The sequence below is a fragment of the Pseudomonas sp. SBT1-2 genome (assembly GCF_028640875.1).
Classification (GTDB): domain Bacteria; phylum Pseudomonadota; class Gammaproteobacteria; order Pseudomonadales; family Pseudomonadaceae; genus Aquipseudomonas; species Aquipseudomonas chlororaphis_I.
Map to the genome: position 1 here is coordinate 64512 of NZ_JAQZAA010000028.1, position 19528 is coordinate 84039.

Annotated in this window: 21 protein-coding genes; 8 read left to right on the plus strand and 13 right to left on the minus strand. The window is 58.5% G+C overall.

Annotation, left to right across the window (positions count from 1 at the left end; genetic code table 11):
* Nucleotides 1-36 precede the first annotated feature (36 nt).
* On the plus strand, nt 37-1113 hold the full coding sequence (locus PVZ78_RS03165; RefSeq protein ID WP_041987669.1) for a 3-deoxy-7-phosphoheptulonate synthase: 1077 nt from the start codon (nt 37-39) through the stop codon (nt 1111-1113).
* A gap of 60 nt (nt 1114-1173) precedes the next feature.
* Here PVZ78_RS03165 and PVZ78_RS03170 read toward each other — a convergent pair whose 3' ends face one another.
* A complete protein-coding gene (locus PVZ78_RS03170) occupies nt 1174-1455 on the minus strand; it encodes a GNAT family N-acetyltransferase (protein ID WP_007931380.1) in 282 nt (93 codons plus the stop codon).
* 676 nt (nt 1456-2131) lie between these two features.
* Here PVZ78_RS03170 and oprI point away from each other — a divergent pair.
* The gene (gene oprI, locus PVZ78_RS03175) at nt 2132-2383 is read left to right on the plus strand and encodes an outer membrane lipoprotei OprI (protein WP_003448337.1); all 252 of its coding nucleotides are present in this window, start codon (nt 2132-2134) and stop codon (nt 2381-2383) included.
* Nucleotides 2384-2509: 126 nt separating this feature from the next.
* On the opposite strand, the gene PVZ78_RS03180 is transcribed toward oprI, so the two are convergent.
* The 3 genes from PVZ78_RS03180 to PVZ78_RS03190 all read right to left on the minus strand — a co-directional run bounded on the left by PVZ78_RS03180 (nt 2510) and on the right by PVZ78_RS03190 (nt 4550).
* Entirely contained in the window at nt 2510-3478 is a 969-nt protein-coding gene (locus tag PVZ78_RS03180; protein WP_009044964.1) for a L,D-transpeptidase family protein, read from the minus strand.
* A 116-nt stretch (nt 3479-3594) separates the two neighbouring features.
* Entirely contained in the window at nt 3595-3888 is a 294-nt protein-coding gene (locus tag PVZ78_RS03185) for a hypothetical protein (RefSeq protein WP_007931378.1), read from the minus strand.
* A 56-nt stretch (nt 3889-3944) separates the two neighbouring features.
* Nucleotides 3945-4550: an arylesterase gene (locus PVZ78_RS03190; RefSeq protein ID WP_028683068.1), complete on the minus strand. Its 606-nt coding sequence runs from the start codon at nt 4548-4550 to the stop codon at nt 3945-3947.
* A gap of 10 nt (nt 4551-4560) precedes the next feature.
* Here PVZ78_RS03190 and PVZ78_RS03195 point away from each other — a divergent pair, with 10 nt between their 5' ends.
* Together PVZ78_RS03195 and PVZ78_RS03200 are read left to right on the plus strand one after the other, a co-directional pair.
* Entirely contained in the window at nt 4561-5244 is a 684-nt protein-coding gene (locus PVZ78_RS03195) for an ABC transporter ATP-binding protein (RefSeq protein WP_009050136.1), read from the plus strand.
* Nucleotides 5244-7748, plus strand: coding sequence for an ABC transporter permease (locus tag PVZ78_RS03200; RefSeq protein WP_124340587.1), 2505 nt, complete (start codon nt 5244-5246; stop codon nt 7746-7748). Before PVZ78_RS03195 ends, PVZ78_RS03200 begins: the two co-directional genes overlap by 1 nt.
* A 16-nt stretch (nt 7749-7764) precedes the next feature.
* Here the strand turns inward: PVZ78_RS03200 and greB are convergent, their stop codons facing one another.
* The 3 genes from greB to PVZ78_RS03215 all read right to left on the minus strand — a co-directional run bounded on the left by greB (nt 7765) and on the right by PVZ78_RS03215 (nt 10860).
* Entirely contained in the window at nt 7765-8238 is a 474-nt protein-coding gene (gene greB, locus PVZ78_RS03205) for a transcription elongation factor GreB (RefSeq protein ID WP_009044968.1), read from the minus strand.
* Between the two features lie 379 nt (nt 8239-8617).
* On the minus strand, nt 8618-10363 hold the full coding sequence (locus tag PVZ78_RS03210) for a hypothetical protein (RefSeq protein ID WP_273828229.1): 1746 nt from the start codon (nt 10361-10363) through the stop codon (nt 8618-8620).
* Nucleotides 10364-10569: 206 nt separating this feature from the next.
* The gene (locus PVZ78_RS03215; protein ID WP_016704342.1) at nt 10570-10860 is read right to left on the minus strand and encodes a hypothetical protein; all 291 of its coding nucleotides are present in this window, start codon (nt 10858-10860) and stop codon (nt 10570-10572) included.
* Between the two features lie 146 nt (nt 10861-11006).
* Between PVZ78_RS03215 and PVZ78_RS03220 the strand changes: the two genes are divergently transcribed.
* Nucleotides 11007-11636 (plus strand): response regulator transcription factor, encoded by a 630-nt coding sequence (locus PVZ78_RS03220; protein ID WP_007931372.1) that lies wholly within the window; start codon nt 11007-11009, stop codon nt 11634-11636.
* 87 nt (nt 11637-11723) lie between these two features.
* On the opposite strand, the gene PVZ78_RS03225 is transcribed toward PVZ78_RS03220, so the two are convergent.
* The 3 genes from PVZ78_RS03225 to PVZ78_RS03235 form a co-directional block, all read right to left on the minus strand.
* Entirely contained in the window at nt 11724-12032 is a 309-nt protein-coding gene (locus PVZ78_RS03225; protein WP_009050140.1) for a hypothetical protein, read from the minus strand.
* Between the two features lie 258 nt (nt 12033-12290).
* Entirely contained in the window at nt 12291-12725 is a 435-nt protein-coding gene (locus tag PVZ78_RS03230; protein WP_038577146.1) for a DoxX family protein, read from the minus strand.
* 90 nt (nt 12726-12815) lie between these two features.
* Complete coding sequence (locus PVZ78_RS03235; RefSeq protein WP_273828206.1) at nt 12816-14249, minus strand: transglycosylase SLT domain-containing protein; 1434 nt, start codon at nt 14247-14249, stop codon at nt 12816-12818.
* Nucleotides 14250-14485: 236 nt separating this feature from the next.
* On the opposite strand from PVZ78_RS03235, the gene PVZ78_RS03240 reads away from it, so the two are divergent.
* The 3 genes from PVZ78_RS03240 (at nt 14486) to PVZ78_RS03250 (ending at nt 17372) form a co-directional block, all read left to right on the plus strand.
* Nucleotides 14486-15292 (plus strand): TatD family hydrolase, encoded by an 807-nt coding sequence (locus tag PVZ78_RS03240; RefSeq protein WP_028683072.1) that lies wholly within the window; start codon nt 14486-14488, stop codon nt 15290-15292.
* A gap of 85 nt (nt 15293-15377) precedes the next feature.
* A complete protein-coding gene (locus PVZ78_RS03245; protein WP_028683073.1) occupies nt 15378-16859 on the plus strand; it encodes a methyl-accepting chemotaxis protein in 1482 nt (493 codons plus the stop codon).
* Nucleotides 16860-17009: 150 nt separating this feature from the next.
* Nucleotides 17010-17372 carry an Mpo1-like protein gene (locus tag PVZ78_RS03250; RefSeq protein WP_009050145.1) on the plus strand — a complete coding sequence of 121 codons (363 nt, stop codon included), beginning with the start codon at nt 17010-17012 and terminating at the stop codon, nt 17370-17372.
* Between the two features lie 7 nt (nt 17373-17379).
* Here the strand turns inward: PVZ78_RS03250 and PVZ78_RS03255 are convergent, their stop codons facing one another.
* From PVZ78_RS03255 to PVZ78_RS03265, 3 genes are all read right to left on the minus strand, one after another.
* The gene (locus PVZ78_RS03255; protein WP_038634144.1) at nt 17380-18177 is read right to left on the minus strand and encodes an acyl-CoA thioesterase; all 798 of its coding nucleotides are present in this window, start codon (nt 18175-18177) and stop codon (nt 17380-17382) included.
* A gap of 107 nt (nt 18178-18284) precedes the next feature.
* Nucleotides 18285-19052 (minus strand): CHAD domain-containing protein, encoded by a 768-nt coding sequence (locus PVZ78_RS03260; protein ID WP_009050147.1) that lies wholly within the window; start codon nt 19050-19052, stop codon nt 18285-18287.
* 144 nt (nt 19053-19196) lie between these two features.
* Nucleotides 19197-19475, minus strand: coding sequence for a hypothetical protein (locus tag PVZ78_RS03265; RefSeq protein ID WP_009050148.1), 279 nt, complete (start codon nt 19473-19475; stop codon nt 19197-19199).
* Between the last annotated feature and the right edge of the window lie 53 nt (nt 19476-19528).

The window sequence follows — 19528 nt, forward strand, 5'->3', positions numbered from 1 at the left end:
CTGGCGGCCGGCACCCGTGACCTGACGAGTAACACGATGGCTGATTTACCGATCAACGACCTTAACGTCGCCTCCAACGAAACCCTGATCACTCCCGACCAGCTCAAGCGCGACATTCCGCTGAGCGACGCCGCCCTGCGCACCGTGACCAAGGGTCGCGAAGTGATCCGCAATATTCTCGACGGCACCGACCACCGTCTGTTCGTCGTCATCGGCCCTTGCTCGATCCACGACATCAAGGCTGCCCACGAGTATGCCGAGCGCCTGAAAGTCCTGGCCGCCGAAGTCTCCGACACCCTTTACCTGGTGATGCGCGTGTACTTCGAGAAACCACGGACCACCGTTGGCTGGAAAGGCTTGATCAACGACCCGTACCTGGACGACTCGTTCAAGATCCAGGACGGTCTGCACATCGGTCGCCAGCTGCTGCTGGACCTGGCCGAGATGGGCCTGCCAACCGCCACCGAAGCGCTGGACCCGATCTCCCCGCAATACCTGCAGGACCTGATCAGCTGGTCGGCGATCGGTGCGCGTACCACCGAATCCCAGACCCACCGCGAGATGGCTTCCGGCCTGTCTTCGGCAGTAGGTTTCAAGAACGGCACCGACGGCGGCCTGACCGTTGCCATCAATGCCCTGCAATCGGTTTCCAGCCCTCACCGTTTCCTCGGCATCAACCAGGAAGGTGGCGTATCCATCGTCACCACCAAGGGCAATGCCTACGGTCACGTGGTTCTGCGCGGTGGCAATGGCAAGCCGAACTATGACTCGGTCAGTGTCGCCCTCTGCGAGCAGGCGCTGAACAAGGCGAAGATCAAGCCGAACATCATGGTCGACTGCAGCCACGCCAACTCCAACAAGGATCCGGCCTTGCAGCCACTGGTAATGGAGAACGTGGCCAACCAGATTCTCGAAGGCAACCAGTCGATCATCGGTCTGATGGTCGAAAGCCATCTGAACTGGGGCTGCCAGGCCATTCCCAAGGACCTGGCCGAACTGCAATACGGCGTGTCGATCACCGATGCCTGCATCGATTGGGAAAACACCGAGAAAACCTTGCGCAGCATGCACGCCAAGCTCAAGGACGTCCTGCCTAAACGGGTTCGCACCTGATCCCGTATCGCAGACACAAAAACGCCGGGCCAAGCCCGGCGTTTTTTTTGGTGTCCCCGCTCAGAGTTTCGCGGCGTGGCGCTGATGGCGCTCCATGTAGCGCTCCACATATGAGCACGACGGAATCACCGTGTACCCCATGCGATCAGCATATTCCAACGCCTGCTCGGTCAGTGCCGCAGCAATACCACGGCCGCGCAGCGCGTTAGGCACGAACGTCCGATAAATATCCAGGGTCTGCTTACCCAGGTCCATATAGGTCAGGTAGGCACGATGACCGTCCACATTGGTCTCGAATTGATGACCAGCCTGGTCATGGTGGATGGACAACGCCTCGCTCATCACTACTCCTCGCGGGTCTTGGATTCTGACCCCTACCTTACCGATGTTTTTCCGGCGAAGGAACAACTACGCCACCCCGTGCCTGTCTGGACACCGAGCAGAGCTTGCCGCTCTCGCATGACCGAGCACGTTTCAAATAGTAGGCACCATTGGCACCAATGCTCAAGGGACGCTTGCATTCAAGCTACCGGCATCAGGCCAGTTTAGTGTCGATGCTTCCCCCCGGACCTGTTCCCGGATACATGCAAAGCACTCGATCCAACCACCTGATGATCAACAACCTGAACATCGCCGGATGTTGAGATTTAAGACGAGCCCACCCATTTAAAGTCACCTCAACATGGACAAAGATGCGTGAGGCGCCCCACAGATTCTGAACAAAAGTGTAGACGAATCGATATAGATAGACTTTAGCCTACACTCCTCGAGCGCCATGCAAAGGGACTCTGCGGCAGATGCGCTTAACAAGCGCAAGCTCCCAACAGGGTGACAAGGTTGCGTATTTTTTATACAGATCGATAAAAAGTTGCTCGAAAAAGATTCAACGCCTAGAATTTTTTTTGCTTCTTGCGCTACGTCAGTTTACTTACTACAAGTAATGGGTAGTATGTACGCCGGCCATTTCATCACTCGGATGAGATAGCTACTTAATAGAAAGTCCTTGAAGGGGAACACGATGAACAACGTTCTGAAATTCTCTGCTCTGGCTCTGGCCGCAGTTCTGGCTACCGGTTGCAGCAGCGTATCCAAAGAAACCGAAGCTCGTCTGACTGCAACTGAAGACGCAGCAGCTCGTGCCCAGGCTCGTGCAGACGAAGCCTACCGTAAAGCTGATGAAGCTCTGGCTGCTGCTCAAAAAGCACAACAGACTGCTGACGAAGCTAACGAGCGCGCTCTGCGTATGCTGGAAAAAGCTAGCCGCAAGTAATAATCCCTTGGGATTGTTATCGAGCCGACCCATTTATTGGGTCGGCTTTTTTATTGCCCGGATTTTCTTGTGGCAATAAAAAACCCGTCGACACCCTGAAGCATCGACGGGTTGCTGTTCCAGCCGTTACTGCTGCATATCGATAGGCACCGCCGATACCACCGGTGCATTGGTCGGTATGGCGATCTCTACTGGCAAACCATCTTCGGCCGCCACCACGTCGCGCACTACATCCCAATTCATCCGCAGGTTATTGGCCAGGTCTTCACGCTTGAGCAAGGCGTTGATCACCGCGGTGTGTTTGTCCACGACCGACGGATTGCCCTTGTCATCGAGCGGCGTATGAGCCTCCAGATAAACTTTGCCAGCGCTGATACCGAACTTGTACGGATCGTTGAGGATGCGCACCGATGTCCCCACCGGCACCATGCTGGCCATTTCCAGGACGTTGTTGTTGAACATCCGGAAGCAGCCGTGGCTGGTTCGCATGCCGATACCGAACTTCTTGTTCGAACCGTGGATCAGGTAGCCCGGCGTGCCCAGGGTAAACTTGAATGGTCCCAACGGGTTGTCCGGCCCCGCCGGCACCACGTTCGGCAGTGGGTCACCGTCAGCCGCGTGCTCGGCCTTGATCGAGGCAGGCGGCGTCCAGGTCGGATTCGGAGTCTTGGCGACGATGCTGGTATGGGCGATCGGCGACCCCCAACCTTCCCGGCCGATACCCAGGGGGAAGGTGTACACCACGTTCCGCCCTTTCGGGTAGTAGTAGAGGCGATATTCGGCGAGGTTGATCACGATGCCTTCACGAGGTCCCGGCGGCAGAATGAAGCGCGTCGGCAACACCACTTCGGTGCCTGCGCCCGGCAACCAGGGATCGACTCCCGGGTTGGCCGCGACCATCTCGTAATAGCCCAGGTCGTAGGTCGTGCCCAGGTCGGCAAAGGTGTCTTCGTACTTGGCCTTGATCACCTGTACCTGACCGACGATATCTTCGCCCGGTGGAGGTAGAGGCAGTTCCAATGCGGCAACGGGGCCAGCCACACAGAAGGCGGCAAGCGTCAGGCAACGGGTGACGACAGGAAAGCGCGGCAACATCCGGAAAATCCTTCGCATGATCAACGAGTAAAAAAGTGATTGTACACCCGCCCCCGTGGCTGCGGGAGCGACAGCTGCATCAACGCAAGAAGGGGGCCGGGCGAGAACTTGCTGCCTTACAGCTCGAAACGCAACTCTGGCCAGATCGGCGGCGTGCCGCGCTTTTGCGATTCGAGGATTGCCCGGCACAACGGACACAGGCGCTGGTCCTGGAAAATGGTCCGGTCGACACTCGACCAGCGCGGTTGCGCAGGCAGCAAGGTGCCGCACAACGTGCGATCGGCTGAGCCGCCCAACTCCAGCTGACGCGTCACCAGATGCACCCGGACTTCCTGGCAGGCGAACAGGTCGAGCTGTTCGTCAGGCTCGATCAGTTGGTAGGCAAACAGGGACCAGGCGGGACGCGGCATCGGGGGCTCCAAATCGGGGGCGCCACATTAGCCGAAACACTGCCGGTAGAAAAGCGTCAAAGCAGCGGTTTTAGCGTCGGCCAGACATTTTCCAGCAACTTGCCCTGAGCAGCGACCGCAGGGTGGATGCCATCAGCCTGCATCAGCTCGGGATTACCGCCGACCCCTTCCAGAAAAAACGGCACCAGCGCCACGTTTTTTTCATTCGCGAGCTTGCGGTACACCTCGGCAAACGCCTGGGTGTAGCGCACGCCGTAATTGGGTGGCAGCTGCATGCCAAGCAACAGCACCTTGGCACCACTGGCCTTGGAGCTGTCGATCATCGAAGCAAGATTTTGTTGCAATTGCGTGGGCAGTTGCCCGCGCAGGCCATCGTTGCCGCCCAATTCGAGAATCACCAGCTCCGGCTTGTGCTCTGCAAGCAGCGCCGGCAGCCGCGCCTGGCCACCTGCACTGGTGTCGCCGCTGATGGAAGCATTGACCACCTTATCGTCGAAACCTTCGCTCTTGAGCCGCTGCTCGAGCAATGCCACCCACCCCTGCCGGGTATCCAGGCCGAAAGCCGCGCTGATACTATCGCCAACGATCAGGACTGTACCCGCCGCTGCGTTCTGGGCCATGCACATCAAGGCCAGGCCAGCACTCAAAAACCACACACGCATCGGATTCTCCATGGGCGCAAGCATTCTCACTGCGCGGAACCTTAGCAAAGTGGTTCCCAGCGCGGAAGGTGAACTGACCATCCTGCACGAACTCAGCCTGGAACTGAACAAAGGCGACAGCCTGGCCATCGTCGGCAGTTCCGGCTCCGGAAAATCCACCCTGCTCGGCCTGCTGGCCGGGCTCGACCTGCCCAGCAGCGGCGAGGTCACCCTGGCCGGCCGCAGCCTGGGCACATTGGACGAAGACCAGCGCGCCCGAATCCGCGCCGAGCATGTGGGCTTCGTCTTCCAGTCGTTCCAACTGCTCGACAGCCTCAATGCCCTGGAGAACGTGATGTTGCCCCTGGAGCTGGATGGCCGCCGTGATGCCCGCGAGCGTGCGACCGAACTGCTCCAGCGCGTCGGGCTCGGGCAACGCCTGAGCCACTCGCCTCGCCAGCTCTCCGGTGGCGAACAACAGCGGGTAGCCATCGCCCGCGCCTTCGCCGCCGAGCCTGACGTGCTGTTCGCCGACGAGCCGACCGGCAACCTCGACAGCCACACCGGTGAGCGCATCAGCGACCTGCTGTTCGATCTGAACAAGGAAAGCGGCACGACGCTGGTCCTGGTCACTCACGATGAACGCCTGGCCCATCGTTGCCGGCGCCTGATCCGCCTTGAAGCCGGCCTGCTGGTCGCCCCCCTGGAGCCTTGATGGCACGCCTGCCGCTGTTGCGCCTGTTCAGCCTTGCCATTCGCCAACTTCTGCGCGACGCCCGCGCCGGAGAACTGCGGGTATTGTTCTTCGCCCTGGTAGTGGCGGTAGCCGCCAGCACTGCCATCGGCTATTTCGGCGCGCGTCTCAACGGCGCGATGCTGCTGCGCGCCACGGAGTTTCTCGGCGCGGACCTGCTGCTGGAAAGCAGCTCTCCGGCAAGGACCGAACAGATCCAAAGCGGCCGGGAACTGGGCCTGCAACATGCGCAGGTGGTGGAGTTCTCCAGTGTGATCGCCACCGACAATGGCATCCAGCTGTCCAGTATCAAGGCCGCGGACGACGCCTACCCGCTGCGCGGTCAACTGAAAAGTGCCCCGGCCCCTTACGCGGCGGAAGAAATCGGCGGCGGTCCACAACCAGGCGAAGCCTGGGTCGAAGCCCGATTGTTGACCGCGCTGGACCTGAAAATCGGCGACAGCATCGACGTCGGGATGAAAACCCTGCGCCTGAGCCGGGTACTGACTTACGAACCGGATCGCGCCGGCAACTTCTATAGCCTGACACCCAGGGTACTGATCAACCTGAGCGACCTGAACGCCACCGGCGTGGTGCAACCCGGCAGCCGGGTCAGTTACAAGGAACTCTGGCGCGGCCCGGGAAGCGCCCTGGAAACCTATCGCCAATTGATCAAGCCTGGCCTGGCGGCCAATCAGCGCCTGCAGGATGCCCGAGATGGCAACCGCCAGATCGGCGGAGCCCTGGGCAAGGCGGAACGCTACTTGAACATGGCCAGCCTGGTGGCGGTGCTGCTGGCAGGCGTGGCAGTTGCCCTGTCCGCCGCGCGCTTCGCCTCCCGCCGCTTCGACGCCAGCGCGCTGCTGCGCTGCCTGGGCTTGTCCCGCCGGGAAACCATGCTGCTGTTCACCTTGCAACTGGCCCTGCTCGGCATCCTGGCCAGCATCGTCGGTGCGCTGCTCGGCTGGCTCGCCCAGCTTGGGCTGTTTTATCTGCTGCATGACCTGCTACCAACCGATGTGCCTCCCGGCGGATTGCTCCCCGCCGTCGCCGGTATCGGTACCGGCCTGGTGGCGCTTGGGGGGTTCGCCCTGCCGCCCTTGGCGGCGCTGGGGCGTGTCCCGCCCTTGCGGGTGTTGCGTCGTGACCTGCTGCCGATCCCCCCAAGCACCTGGATGGTTTATGGCGCCGCCCTGCTGGCCCTGGGCCTGATCATGTGGCGCCTGAGCCTGGATCTGCTCTTGACCTTCGCCTTGCTCGGTGGCGGCGTCATTGCCGCCCTGGTTCTGGGTGGATTACTGCTGCTGGCCCTGCAAAGTCTGCGTCGCTTGCTGGCCAAGGCGTCGCTGCCATGGCGCCTGGGTTTGGGCCAGTTACTGCGGCATCCCTTGGCCGCTGCCGGACAATCCCTGGCCTTCGGCTTGATCCTGCTATCGATGGCCCTGATTGCGCTGTTGCGTGGAGAACTGCTCGACACCTGGCAAAACCAGTTGCCCAAAAACGCGCCGAACTATTTCGCCCTGAATATCCTGCCCGCGGACAAGCAGGCCTTCACCGACAAGCTGGTGGCGCTTTCCGCCCCTTCCGCGCCGCTGTACCCGGTAGTACCAGGGCGGCTGATCAGCATCAACGGCGAACCGGTCCGGGAAATCGTCAGCAAGGACTCCAGTGGCGACCGCGCCGTACAGCGGGACTTGAGCCTGACCTGGGCCGCGGATCTGCCAGAAGGCAATAAGATCACCAGCGGCTCGTGGTGGGCGCAACAGCCCGAAGGGGATTTGCCTGGCGTCTCGGTCGAGGCCCAAGTGGCCGAAAGCCTGAAACTCAAACTTGGCGACCAGATGACGTTCAGCGTCGGCGGAGTCAATCGCGAGGCCAGGGTGACCAGCCTGCGGGAAATCAACTGGGACAATTTCCAGCCCAACTTTTTCATGATCTTTCAGCCGGGCACGCTGCGGGATTTGCCTGCCACTTACCTGACCAGCTTCTATCTGGCTGCGGGCCACGACCAGCAGGTGGTCGAGCTGTCCAGGGCCTTCCCGGCAGTGACCATCCTGCAAGTGGAGGCCTTGCTCGAACAACTGCGCAGCATCCTGGCCCAGGTCACCCTGGCCGTGGAATACGTGCTGTTGTTCGTACTCGCCGCCGGCATGGCCGTGCTGTTTTCCGGACTGCAGGCCACCCTGGACGAGCGTATTCGTCAGGGCGCCCTGCTACGGGCGCTGGGGGCGGAACGACAATTACTGGTCAAGGCCCGGCGTATCGAGTTCGGGCTGCTGGGAGCCGTCAGCGGGCTACTGGCCGCATTGGGATCGGAATTGGTGAGCCTGGTGCTCTATCGCTTTGCCTTCGACCTGCCCTGGCATCCACATCCCTGGCTGCTGCTCCTGCCCATTATCGGAGCTCTGCTGATCGGAGGTGCCGGTGTCTATGGAACGCGCCGGGCATTGAATGCCAGCCCGCTGACAGTACTTCGCGAGGGGTAAGCCCCTCGCAGGCAGGTCATTTCACGTATTCGATCTGATTGATCCACCAGCACATTTCTCCGCCGGGCGTCTGCACTATCGCCTCGTCGCCGACTTCTTTCTTCAAGAGTGCCCGGGCCATGGGCGAATCGATGGAGATGTAATCCTTCTGCCCGTATATCTCGTCATAACCGACGATACGGAAGCGCTTGGTTTCGCCCTCTTCGTTCTCGATATCGACCCAGGCGCCGAAGAACACCCGGCCCTCCTGCTCCGGCGAATACGACACGACCTTCATGTCTTCGAGTCGCTTGCGCAAGTAGCGAACCCGACGGTCAATTTCCCTCAGGAGTTTCTTGTTGTATTGATAGTCCGCATTTTCACTCCTGTCCCCCAGGGAGGCCGCCCAGGTGACTTTCTGCGTCACATCCGGACGCTTCTCCCGCCACAGGTAATCCAGCTCGTTTTTCAGAGCCTCGAAACCTTCCTGCGTAATGAGCTTGGTACTCAATTGGTTAAATCCCCCATGCAGAGCCTTATGAGCCAGTTCAGCATTATGGTTGAATCGAGACCTTGAGAACCAATGCTAGGCGAGATAAACCCACCTGCAGCACACCTCCTCACGGGGATACCCTATCCAGAATGAACAAGCCGATAACACTACCGCTTGGGCGTTGTACGAAAAAGCGGTCGCGCTTGGTCAATAGGGCATCAAACCCACGTGCGAATCCACATCAGAATGCACATATCTAAACCCGGATACGCCCCATCAGTCCTCTCCAGTTTGCGCCGTTTGACTGCACTATCCGCCTTTTCACACAGGTCAAATACGGCTTTATTGAAATACCCAACACACTAAAAAAGAGAACTGTAATTCCAGCAGAAGCGCTTTACTCATCATCGCTGAGCAATGTACTGGATATGCTATGCAGGCTATTATTGAAGGTCACCGTCTCATTGAAGCCTTTTACAATATTGCTGAGTTTCTTACGGGTGCTGGACAACTGCGTTAACCTTTCTACCAGCTCTGCATTTTTTTGCTGGATTCCGATGTCTCTCTTTTCCAGTTCGGCTGCGCGGATACTTTGCTTAGCGGAAATTTCATCAAGACGTTGCTGCTCAAGCTGCATTAGTTCAGAACGCCGGGCAACACTTCGCTCTCTGGACTCAACACTTTCAGCCAGCTGTTGAAGCGCAGCACTGCGTTCCGCAATCACTCGGGAATTATGCTCAGCGGACTTATCGATCGCGATCTTCTCTTGCTGAAGCTGACTTTGTAGCTGGCGCAGGTGCTCATCTTTTTCATGAAGTTTACGCTCTCGCTCTTGCAACTGTTCCTTCAAAAGCTCCAAAGCTTCCTGTTGTTTCACCGCAACCAATTTTTGCTGCGTCAACTCCTGCGCCATAAGTGCAAGATTCGACAAAGTGCTTTCCACATCAAGAAGTAGATGATCGGTATCCGCCCCCTGAAGCGCAGTTTCAGCCTCAGGAAGCGTCGCCATCAGAAACTGTGCTTCATCCAATGAGCTCTCTAAGGGAATTGGGCAATCAGCCACCTCATCCTGTGTTACATCCCCAGCAACTTGAGCGGATTGATCAATATCTGCGGTAGCCTGAACCTGCCTATCCATCAAAGTTGGAACACTGTCAGATATCGACAGGTCGAACTCATCACTCTGGATTAACTTCATCTCTTCCTCCGAGGCCAAATCGCGAACCACCTCCGCCAAGCCAGCCAATGTGCTCTGTATACCTTGGGACAGGCTTCCAATGTCGGCCTCCGAGTTGGCAGAGTGGTCAGCGACAACCTCAGGCGTCAAATGGCCAGACAAGGGAGCATCACTTTCAGAGGAGTCGACATATTTTTCGGTATTCGCAGTCAGCATTTCAGTCATATCGTGTTGAAAACTCTCGGTAAATAATGAAACATCAGTAAGAACCTTCTCTACTTCAGTCTCAGCTTCTTCTGTTTTTTGAGAGAGCTCTTCTGGATTTCCAATCGAAGCGAACCCGGATGGAGCACCATCGAGTGCATCGCCTCCAAGATCCTCAACGCTTCCTGGCGAGCAATGCTCATTCGAATCAGAAACCTCATCTTCTATACACTCCGCGACAGCCTGTGCAGCAGGAGTAGATTGAGAAGTCATCAAAATATAGGCATCGAGCGCAGGAACTCCGAGTTCAGCGCTGTCAATTGCAGGCAGGCAAGCAACCGAGGCTTCTGACGAGATAAGCTTCATCACCAGATTTTTCTTGATGGTGAGTGAACGATGATCCGATAGGTTTCCTGTCGGTATCACACAATCCTTAAGGTCAATCAGATGGTAAGGAATATCGGTACTACTACCAGCACCTTGCTGTCGCCCCTCAGGCAGGCTCGCATGGGTGACTATATCCTTGAAGACTTGAATAACCTGACGCCAATCTTCCTCGGCCTCAATCGAGCTCAGTGAATAACTCTTCCCCGCCTTATTTAGCATCGCCAGATAAACTCGCGACTCTCCAACTTCAGCCCCCTCATTCAAGCTATAAGCAAGAAAATTATGGCTCAGCATAGGAATTGCAAAGCTACAGAGCACCGCACCGTTCAGCACTTCCTGCTCTGCATTTTTAATGGAAATAGTTCGTAGCAGCATCACTGGCTCAGGCTCCGTTATATATATCGCAAGGAGCAAAAAATACACCTTACAACACCTACCCGGAAACCAGACATTTCCGATCCTCAAGTAGAACTATCCGATACCGTCGACAAGCCGCCGAATCACACAGCGACGAGAGTCACATTGAAATATCTTAAAAACATGACAGATAAAATTACTGCATCAATATTTCAGCTCAGATTTTACTTAAGAGGAATATTCAACCCTTTCTGCGGGCTGAGCTTAAACAGCCACCACTCATAATTCGACCAGAGCATGGTTATTCCTGCTGCCATCAGTATCAGGAGTGCTCCACCTACCCCTGTCAATATCAGTTGCTGCTGCCAGGCTAGAAAACACAACGCGATGCCAGCTGCCCCCGTCAACATAGCCAGAGAAGGGGCAAACCAATAAATGAAACGATCAAGACGCAAAAGCAGATTAAATAACCAGGAGCCTTTAAGCTGGGCCGGTCTAAAGATAATAACGTGCATGGAGAGCTAGTCTTTTCCAGATTAAAACTGTGCTCAACCATAACTTAGACACTCAATGACAACTATCAGATTCGTCTGATTTAGTTTTCAGAGTGCTCGGATAAAATACGAAAAGCACCCTCCACCTAAATATTGAGATGCCTTGCATGGGAAGTATCATCATCGTCGACGACCATCCGTTGATTCGACTCGCAATAAGAACCGTTCTGGAGCCTCATGAACACAACATCGTCGCCGAAGCGGACAATGGCGCGGACGCTGTCCAGTTGGTACGCAAGCATCTTCCGGACCTGCTCATCCTGGACTTGAACATACCCAACCTCGACGGGTTTTCCGTTATTTCCCACATAAAGTCCGCTGGACTGCCGATAAAGACGCTGGTGCTGACCTCCAGCAACTCCAAGAATTTCGCCTTGCGCTGTTTGCAGGCCGGTGCAGCCGGCTTCCTGTGCAAGAACGATAACCTGAACGAACTGGCTAATGCGGTAAAAGCCATCCTATCGGGGTATAGCTACTTCCCCGAAGATACGATCAGCACCTTGCAACAGAATACAAACGCCGCCTGCCAGGAAAGTGTCTTGATTGCCCAACTGACCGACCGGGAAATCACCGTCCTGAAACTGCTGGCAAGCGGCCTGAATAATCAGAAAATCGCGGATGCGCTGCTGATCAGCCACAAGACGGTGAGTACCTACAAGGTCAGGCTGCTAAAACGGTTCAACGTTTCCAATCTGGTAGCACTGGCGGAGCTGGCCAAACGCAACTCCGTCGTTTGAAGCCCTGATATCGATGGAGCCTTCAGCCAGGACTCAGAAGCCTCAGGAAACACCCACCTCGACAGCCGGATTGATCCCCTACGCTACTTACCTGCGGGTGATCAGCCCCTGTCGAGCCACGCGGGTCAGATGTCGGATGACTTCGGCGGCATTTTCCGCACTGGGGGCCTGTATCACCGCAAGGTCAAAACTGTCGTTGGCAAAACGTGCCAGGGACTCGCCATCTTCAATGAACTGGATCAGAAAGGCTGAAGGGCCTGTGCTGCGACGTGGCCAGCCATCGAGATAACGCAGCAGTGTCGGCTGGTGTGTGCCGCCAAGAAGAATTTTTGGATTGCGCTGAACAAGATTCGCCGTGATTGGCGCAAGACGTACGGGAGGGTGGAGTGCATTCATCGTGTCGTGTCTCTGCCTCAATTTTCTGCCGGGCAGGTGAGAGGCAACACCGAACCAGCGCTTTAGCGGTATTTCGAAGCCTGTAGAGCTTCTATCGGTGATATTCCGAATCACCTGGCGCCCCGCAAGTAGCTGTTTAAATCGGCGCATGGGCAATAATCCTAGAGAAGCCGACCGGGTAGTGTCAAGAATCCCCCACAACGAAATCAGCAACGAAAAAGGCCCGCTACAAGCGGGCCTTTGAGTGTTTGCCGGAAGTTACTTGGCAATCGCGGCATCGAGTGACAATTTGCCCGCGCCTTCGATCAGAACCGCAATGGTGCCGCCGAGCAGAGCCAGGGCGAACTCATAACCATTGTTCGCCATGAACAGGCCATTGCTGATGTGTACGGAGAAAATCGCCACCAGCAAGGTGAAGCTCAACCCCAGTGCGGCAGGACGTGCCAACAGACCGATAATCAGCGCCAGACCGCCAAAGAACTCGGTACCGCCCGCCAGCAACGCCATCAAATGCCCCGGCGCCAGGCCGATGCTCTCCATCCACTGTGCCGTCCCTGCCAATCCGTAACCGCCAAACAGGCCAAAAAGCTTTTGCGCGCCGTGTGCGGCGAAAATGATGCCGACAAAAACTCGCAGGACAGTCAGGCCATAGCCTGCACGGGTGCTCAGTACGGTTTTGATCAGTGTGCTCATGCTGTGTAGTCCTTTGTGGTGTTGGGTATTGGGTCGTTATATTAATCATAAAAATTCATGTTAAAAGTGCAAAAATAGCAAGATAACAATCTATTTTTTCGATTGCTTTCGTGAGACGACCTTACGCGCTTGCGGCTCCAACGATTCGCGTTCCCGGTCAAACGCCAAATAGTATTTGTTGACGCTATTAACATAGCTGACGGCGCCCATTCCGACCTGTTCCATGGCAATGCGCTCGACCTGGAAAAACCACTGATTGGGGTTCAGCCCGCGCCGCCGGGCTTCGGTGCGCATACCCTGCACACGCTCCGGCCCCATGTTGTAGGCCGCCAAGACGAACGCCATGCGCTCGCGCTCGTTGAGCTTGGGGCTGGAGAAGAACTTGCGCCGGATCAACGCCAGGTACTTGGCTCCGGCCAGCACATTGTTATCGAGGGTCTGAATGTTATTGACCCCTACCCGCTGGGCGGCTGACGGGGTGATCTGCATCAGGCCGGTTGGGCCGCTGCCGCTCCTGGCAGTGGGTTGCAACGACGACTCCTTGAAGGCCAGGGCCGCCAGGTTCAACCAGTCCATGCTCTGCGCATCGGCATGCTTCTGTAATACCGGGCGCAGCTTTTCCAGGCGCTGGCGGTCGGCCCGGGTCAAAGGGTTATGCACCTGATACAGGCGCCGATAGATACGCAAGAAGGCAACGTCCTGATCCGCCGGCGCCTTGTAGACCTTCAGGAAACGATCGATGCTCGCCCGCAGCATCGAGGCGTCGCGCCGCACGAACCAGTGCTCCTCGCCTGGCTCGCTGATGACCAGTTGCCGATCGAAACGCAGCTTCGGCAGGACCTTGCCCCAGCGCTCGGCAATGGGTTTCTCGACGATGGTCAGGTGAAAGATCCCGCCCTGGACCATTTCCAGGACATCTTCGACTGCCAGGCTCGGATCGACCCACTCGACCTTGATCGGCGCCAGCTTATGCAGCGCCAGCTTCTGATTGATCTGGCTCACCACCTCCCCGGCGGCGCTGCCTGTGGTCAGCGCCAGGGTCTTGCCGGAGAGTTGTTCAAGTCGGGTGTAGCGCCGCTCACCCTTGATTCCCACCAGCAGCAACGGCACGTTGCTGGCGACCGGCTCACTGGGGCTTACCGCTTGCCCCGGCAGCGCCTCCAGCAACTCTCCCGGAGCGACCAGGTCGCCCTCACCGCGCTGCAACGCACCGAGCAATTGATCCTTGGCTTTGGGGATGATCTTGAGGCTGATTTCCTGCCCGTCGCGGGCATGACCATTGAGGTACTGCTCAAAGGCGCGCAGGCGGTGGTATTCGACGCCGATGGCCTGGCCCTGGACTTCACCGGAGCTGTTGCGACTCTGGTTGACCAGCACCCGCAGGACTCGGCTGCTACGAATTTCCGCCAGGTCGCGGACCTTGCCCGCTACGGCGGCTTCCGGAGGGCCGGCCAAGCGCGCGACCGCCGGCAAGGGCAGCAGCAACGACAAGCACAACGCTAGCAAAACCGAGGGTCGCGTCATCCGCTCTCCGGGAAGAATACTGTCCGAGTTTTCGAGCACTGGCGAAAAATCGGGCGACAGAAACAGAGCGCCTAGAGCGCCGACAAGATGCGAAAGACTGGCACAACCTCGGCGGGCAAACCAACCGCGGCCTTTCTCCCGGCATCAAGAGACAGCTCCAACTCGTTGTAGTTCTTGGCTTTTCTTATAAATCTACAGCTCTGATATGCTTTCCGGCCGCAGGCGGAGATAGCACCATGCAACTCATCGATATCGGCGTCAACCTGACCAACCCGAGTTTCGCCGAAAAACATCGCGCAGTACTGGACCGAGCCTATGCCGCCGGTGTCTGCCAATTGGTGCTCACCGGCACCAGCGTCGAAGGCAGCGAACAGGCGCTCGAGCTGTCGCGGCAACTGGACGAAAGCGGCCGCCAACTGTTCTCTACCGCCGGTATTCATCCGCATTGCGCCAGCGACTGGAATGCCGACAGTGCCCAGCGCCTGCGCAGCCTGCTCAAGGAAAGCAGCGTCAAAGCCGTGGGCGAATGTGGCCTGGACTTCAATCGGGACTTCTCCCCTCGCCCGCAACAGGAAAAAGTACTGGAGGAACACTTGGCCCTGGCCGTTGAACTGCAACTGCCGGTCTTCCTCCACGAGCGCGACGCCAGCCAGCGCCTGCTGGAAATAGTCCGCGATTTCCGAGACCGCTTGCCGGCTGCGGTGGTGCATTGCTTCACCGGTGAACAGCGCGCGCTGTTCAACTACCTGGACCTCGATCTGCACATTGGCATCACCGGGTGGATCTGCGACGAACGCCGCGGCACTCACTTGCACCCTCTGGTACGAGAGATTCCCCGCGGCCGCCTGATGCTCGAAAGCGACGCCCCCTATCTATTGCCGCGCAGCCTGCGCCCCAAACCGAAGAACGGTCGCAACGAACCGGCCTACCTGACAGAGGTATTGCGCGAGGTGGCCCTGCATCGCGGAGAGAGCCAGGAAGAGCTGGCATCCCACAGTACCGCCAGCGCCCGAGCCTTCTTCGCCTTGCCCGAGATTGCTTGACGCATATCAAGATTTGACGCTCTGCATAGCGGCACAATAATGGCACCTTGCCAATACTGTTCCGCTTAATCAGAGAAGACCTTCCATGGGTGCCTGGCTCAGCAATATCTCACTGAAATACAAGTTCTGGGCGGTCAATGCAGTCGCCTTCGTGACCACCCTGCTACTGGTCCTGTACGCCGTCCAGCTGGAGCAACACGCGCGTAGCCAGGCCTCACAAAACAACGCCAGGGCCCAGGCCAACCTGCTCGGTGCATGGCCCTCCGGACAAGCGCTACCCAATGCTGAAAACCTGCTGGGCTTTGCTGCCGGCCAGATCCCCAGCCTCGACCAACGCTCCCTGCCAGAGTTGAGCAACGCCAATGGGTGGGTGGCCTTCGATGAAATGCCGCTGTTCGGCGAAAACCCGCTGATCGGCGCGTACGTGCTGTCCCGGGCCGATAGCCAACGGGTTGCGGTGCTTGCTCATGGGCCAAGCCTGCAACAGGTGTTCAGCGAACGCTTCAGCCAATACGCGGTGGCCGTGTTCATTCTGATGCTGGCGATGCTCGGTGCTTCGCAACTGTTGATCCGTTTCCTGCTCAGCCAACTGAACACCCTCAAGGATGTGATGCTGCATGTGGAGAAAACCGGCGACCTGTCGGCGCGCGTGCCGCTGTCGTGCACCGATGAGGTCGGCCAGATGGCCAATGCCTTCAACGCGATGCAGGCCGGTTACCAGCGGGTGGTCAACACCGTCGCCAACACTGCCCGGCAACTGGATATCGGCGCCGCGCGCCTGGCGTCGAGCATGAACGATGTGCGTCACGGCATGCTGGGCCAGCAAAGCGAAACCGATCAGGCCGCGACGGCGATCAACGAAATGTCCGCCACCGTCTATCACATCGCCCAGCACGCCGGTGCTACCCGGGATCGCTCCCAGGCCGCCGACGCCCTGGCCGGCAGTGGCCAGGAAGTGGTGGGACGCGTGCAGAAGTCCATCGCCGGGCTCTCCACCGGTGTGCAACAGACTGCCGAGATGATCCAGCGACTGGCCGAGGACAGTCAGAAGATCAATGGCGTGGTCAACGTGATCCACAGCATCGCCGAACAGACCAACCTGCTGGCGCTCAACGCCGCGATCGAAGCGGCGCGCGCCGGTGAAATGGGCCGGGGGTTTGCGGTGGTCGCCGATGAAGTACGCAACCTCGCCAAACGGGTGCAGACCTCCACCGACGAAATCACCCGGATGGTCTCCGCCCTGCAGGCCGGCACCCGCGACGCGGTGGACTTCATGCAGGAAAGCTCGTTCAAGGCAGACGATTGCGTGCAGCAGGCACAGGAAGCCGGCGCAGCGCTGGCGGAAATCACCGCGGCCGTAGCGCAGATGCGTGAAAGCAATACCCAGATTGCAGTGGCGGCCGAGCAGCAAAGCCAGGTGGCGGAAGAAATGAATCGCGCCGTGGTGAGTATTCGCGACGTCACCGAAAACACCGTGCAACAGACCGTCGACTCGGCGACCACCAGCAACGAACTGGCGACCCTGGCCGGAGAGTTGAGCAAGGCCATCGGTCAGTTGAAACTTTAAAACCGCGAGTTTCGTTGCGGCAGGATCAGCCTCCCTGCCGCGGCGAAACCCTTGCCAAGCTATCGCCCCCATAGCCAGCCTTGATTCGCCGAAGCCCCACGCGAGACCTATCCTTGATACATAGCTTTCTACGAATCAAGGATCACCGTCATGGGTAAACGTCACCCCAACCTCCCCGCCTGGCAATGGCGCTCCTACCCGCATAACCACCGCAACCCGACCAACCTGGTGTTGCACCTGATTGCGGTGCCGCTGTTCATCGTCGGCTTCCTGTTGCTGGTTTCAGGGGTATTCGGCTTGAGCTTCACCAACGTCGCCATCGGCGTGGTTGGCCTGATTGCAGCCTTGGGCCTGCAGCGCCACGGCCACAGCCTGGAGGCGCAAGCCGCCGAACCGTTCAGTGACCGTAAAGATGCAGTCCAGCGCCTGCTGGTGGAACAATTCGTGACCTTTCCACGCTTCGTTCTCAGCGGCGCCTGGTGGCGTGCCTGGCGCGAACGCCACCGGCATTGAGAGGGTGTCAGCCGAAGATGGTTACCGTCTGCCGGCTGAGTGCGATCAACTGACCTTCCGCGCTCCAGAGTGCCGCGGCCGCATGGCCATAACCATCACGGGCATGCTCGATATGCACCCGGTACTTGCACCAGTCCAGGGTGCTCAGCGCCAGCAGCGGCTGCACGAATTCAATGGTCCAGGTCAGGGTGCTGCCGGGAACGACACTGGTCAGATGCGGCAACAGGGCCGGCGGCCAGGCGTCCACCAATGCAAGGATATGCGCTTCGGTCAGGGGTTCTTCCTTCACGTCGCCACGCAGGCGCACCCAGCCGCCCATGTCTCGCGACTTGTTGCCGGTGAACGGCATGCCACCGATGCTCCAGCGCATTGCCAGATGGCGCATGAACTCCGGCGTCACATCCTTGACGTAAGGCAGCTCCGGGCATTCATCCCAATGTTTCATGGCAGGCGCTTCCTCGGCGACAACCGCCACCTCGGACGGCCGAGAGGCACCAAAACTACCCTGCACCAGAGTCACCACCTGACCGTCCTGCACCGCACGCCCCAGCACCTGGCTGACGGCCTTGCCCTCGCGCAGCACCTCGACTTCAAAGCTGACCGGCACATCGGGGGTGACCGGACCGACAAAGGTGATCGCCAACGAACGCACCGGACGCTCGGCGGGGACTTTTACGCGCATGGTTTCATACTGCAAAGCCGCTACCAATCCGCCGAAACTGGCCCGCCCCTGCGCCCACTCGGTTGGAATCGACAGTTCCAACGGATGTTGGCGGACGGCATCGAGCAAATCGGAAAAGCGCATGAACACCTCTGGTCAAAGGAAAGATTCGAGGATCTTAACCAGCAGCGCATAAGGGTAAAGCACTTATTCCCGCCAAAAAGACTGACAGATAAGCCGCCAGACGCCTTTCAGCTCCGGAAGCAGGCAGAGCTCAGCTTGTCGAGTACCCGATCGGCACGGGCTTCGGCCTTGTGCATGGTGGCGTGCCAGACCGGAACACAAGGCAACAGGTCCGCCTGCCGTTCGGCCTGGGCTAGCCATTGCCAGCAATCATGCCAGTCGCCCAGCGCGCCCTGTGCAGCCTTCAAATGCGAGACCGCCTTGGGCGACAGTTCGGCAAGTTCGGGGTAAGCCTCGGCGGCGTAGCGCACACGTTTGATCAGCAGGCGTAAACGGTGCCGGTCATGAGCCGGGTCATGCAGGGCCTGGTCCAGTGCTTTCCATTGCTTGGCCAGGCGCTTTTCAATGCGCTTGCGCAAACCGCGCAACAGTTCCTGATGTTGCGCCGCCCGCAGGAAGCGTGGGAAGGCATCCAGCACCAGCAGCAATTGCTTGAGTTCAGCGCCTGTCGCCACCGTCCGATACTCGTCCGCCAGGCCCGTGGTGCGGCGCTCCGCGGCCTGATGGTAGTCATGCTGATGCAGGTACGCGGCCAGGACCTCGCGGTCGCGTAACGGTGTTGTCAATTGCCCGACCGCCGAGGCGGCCGCTTCCAGTTGCTCGACACCGGGCAAACCACGCAGTGCTCGCAACAGGCTGCGCAAGCGGCGCACCGTGGTACGCAGATCGTGCAGCGCCTCGGGGTCGGTCACCGCCTGCAAACGCGCCTGGCACGCCAGCAAGCGCACCTCCAGCCCCAACACCTGAGCCACCAACTGATCAACCAAGGCAGACATCATTGACTCCCGAAACGAATGACCCGGCCCGCAGCACAAAGACTGCGGCCGGGCCCTGGCATGACTGGCAGGCGCGACCAAGGCGCCTGCGAGACGGAAACTGAAGAGCGCTCTTCAGTCTAGCGGCAAACGGCGACCTTGCGATCAGCGGCCGGCGCGCGACTCACGAATATAGAAACGGGCCTTCTCGGCTTTTCTGGTGCAGCCCTCGAAGGCTTCGAATTGCTGCTGGGTCTTGGCCCCGGTCAGCAGCGACAGGGCTTTGGAATAACTGACCGTTCCCGCAAAACCTTCGGCCTTGGCCAGATCCAGTTCATGCCAGGCCGCATCCAGTTGCGTACCGCAGCTGTCGCGATAGGCGGTCTTGCCAGCACAACCACCAAGTACCAATGCAATCAACGGCAGACAGATCCAGGCTTTCATCAATGACACCTCAAAGTAGGGGGGAAACAGTCTTGAACAAAAAAAAAATCGTG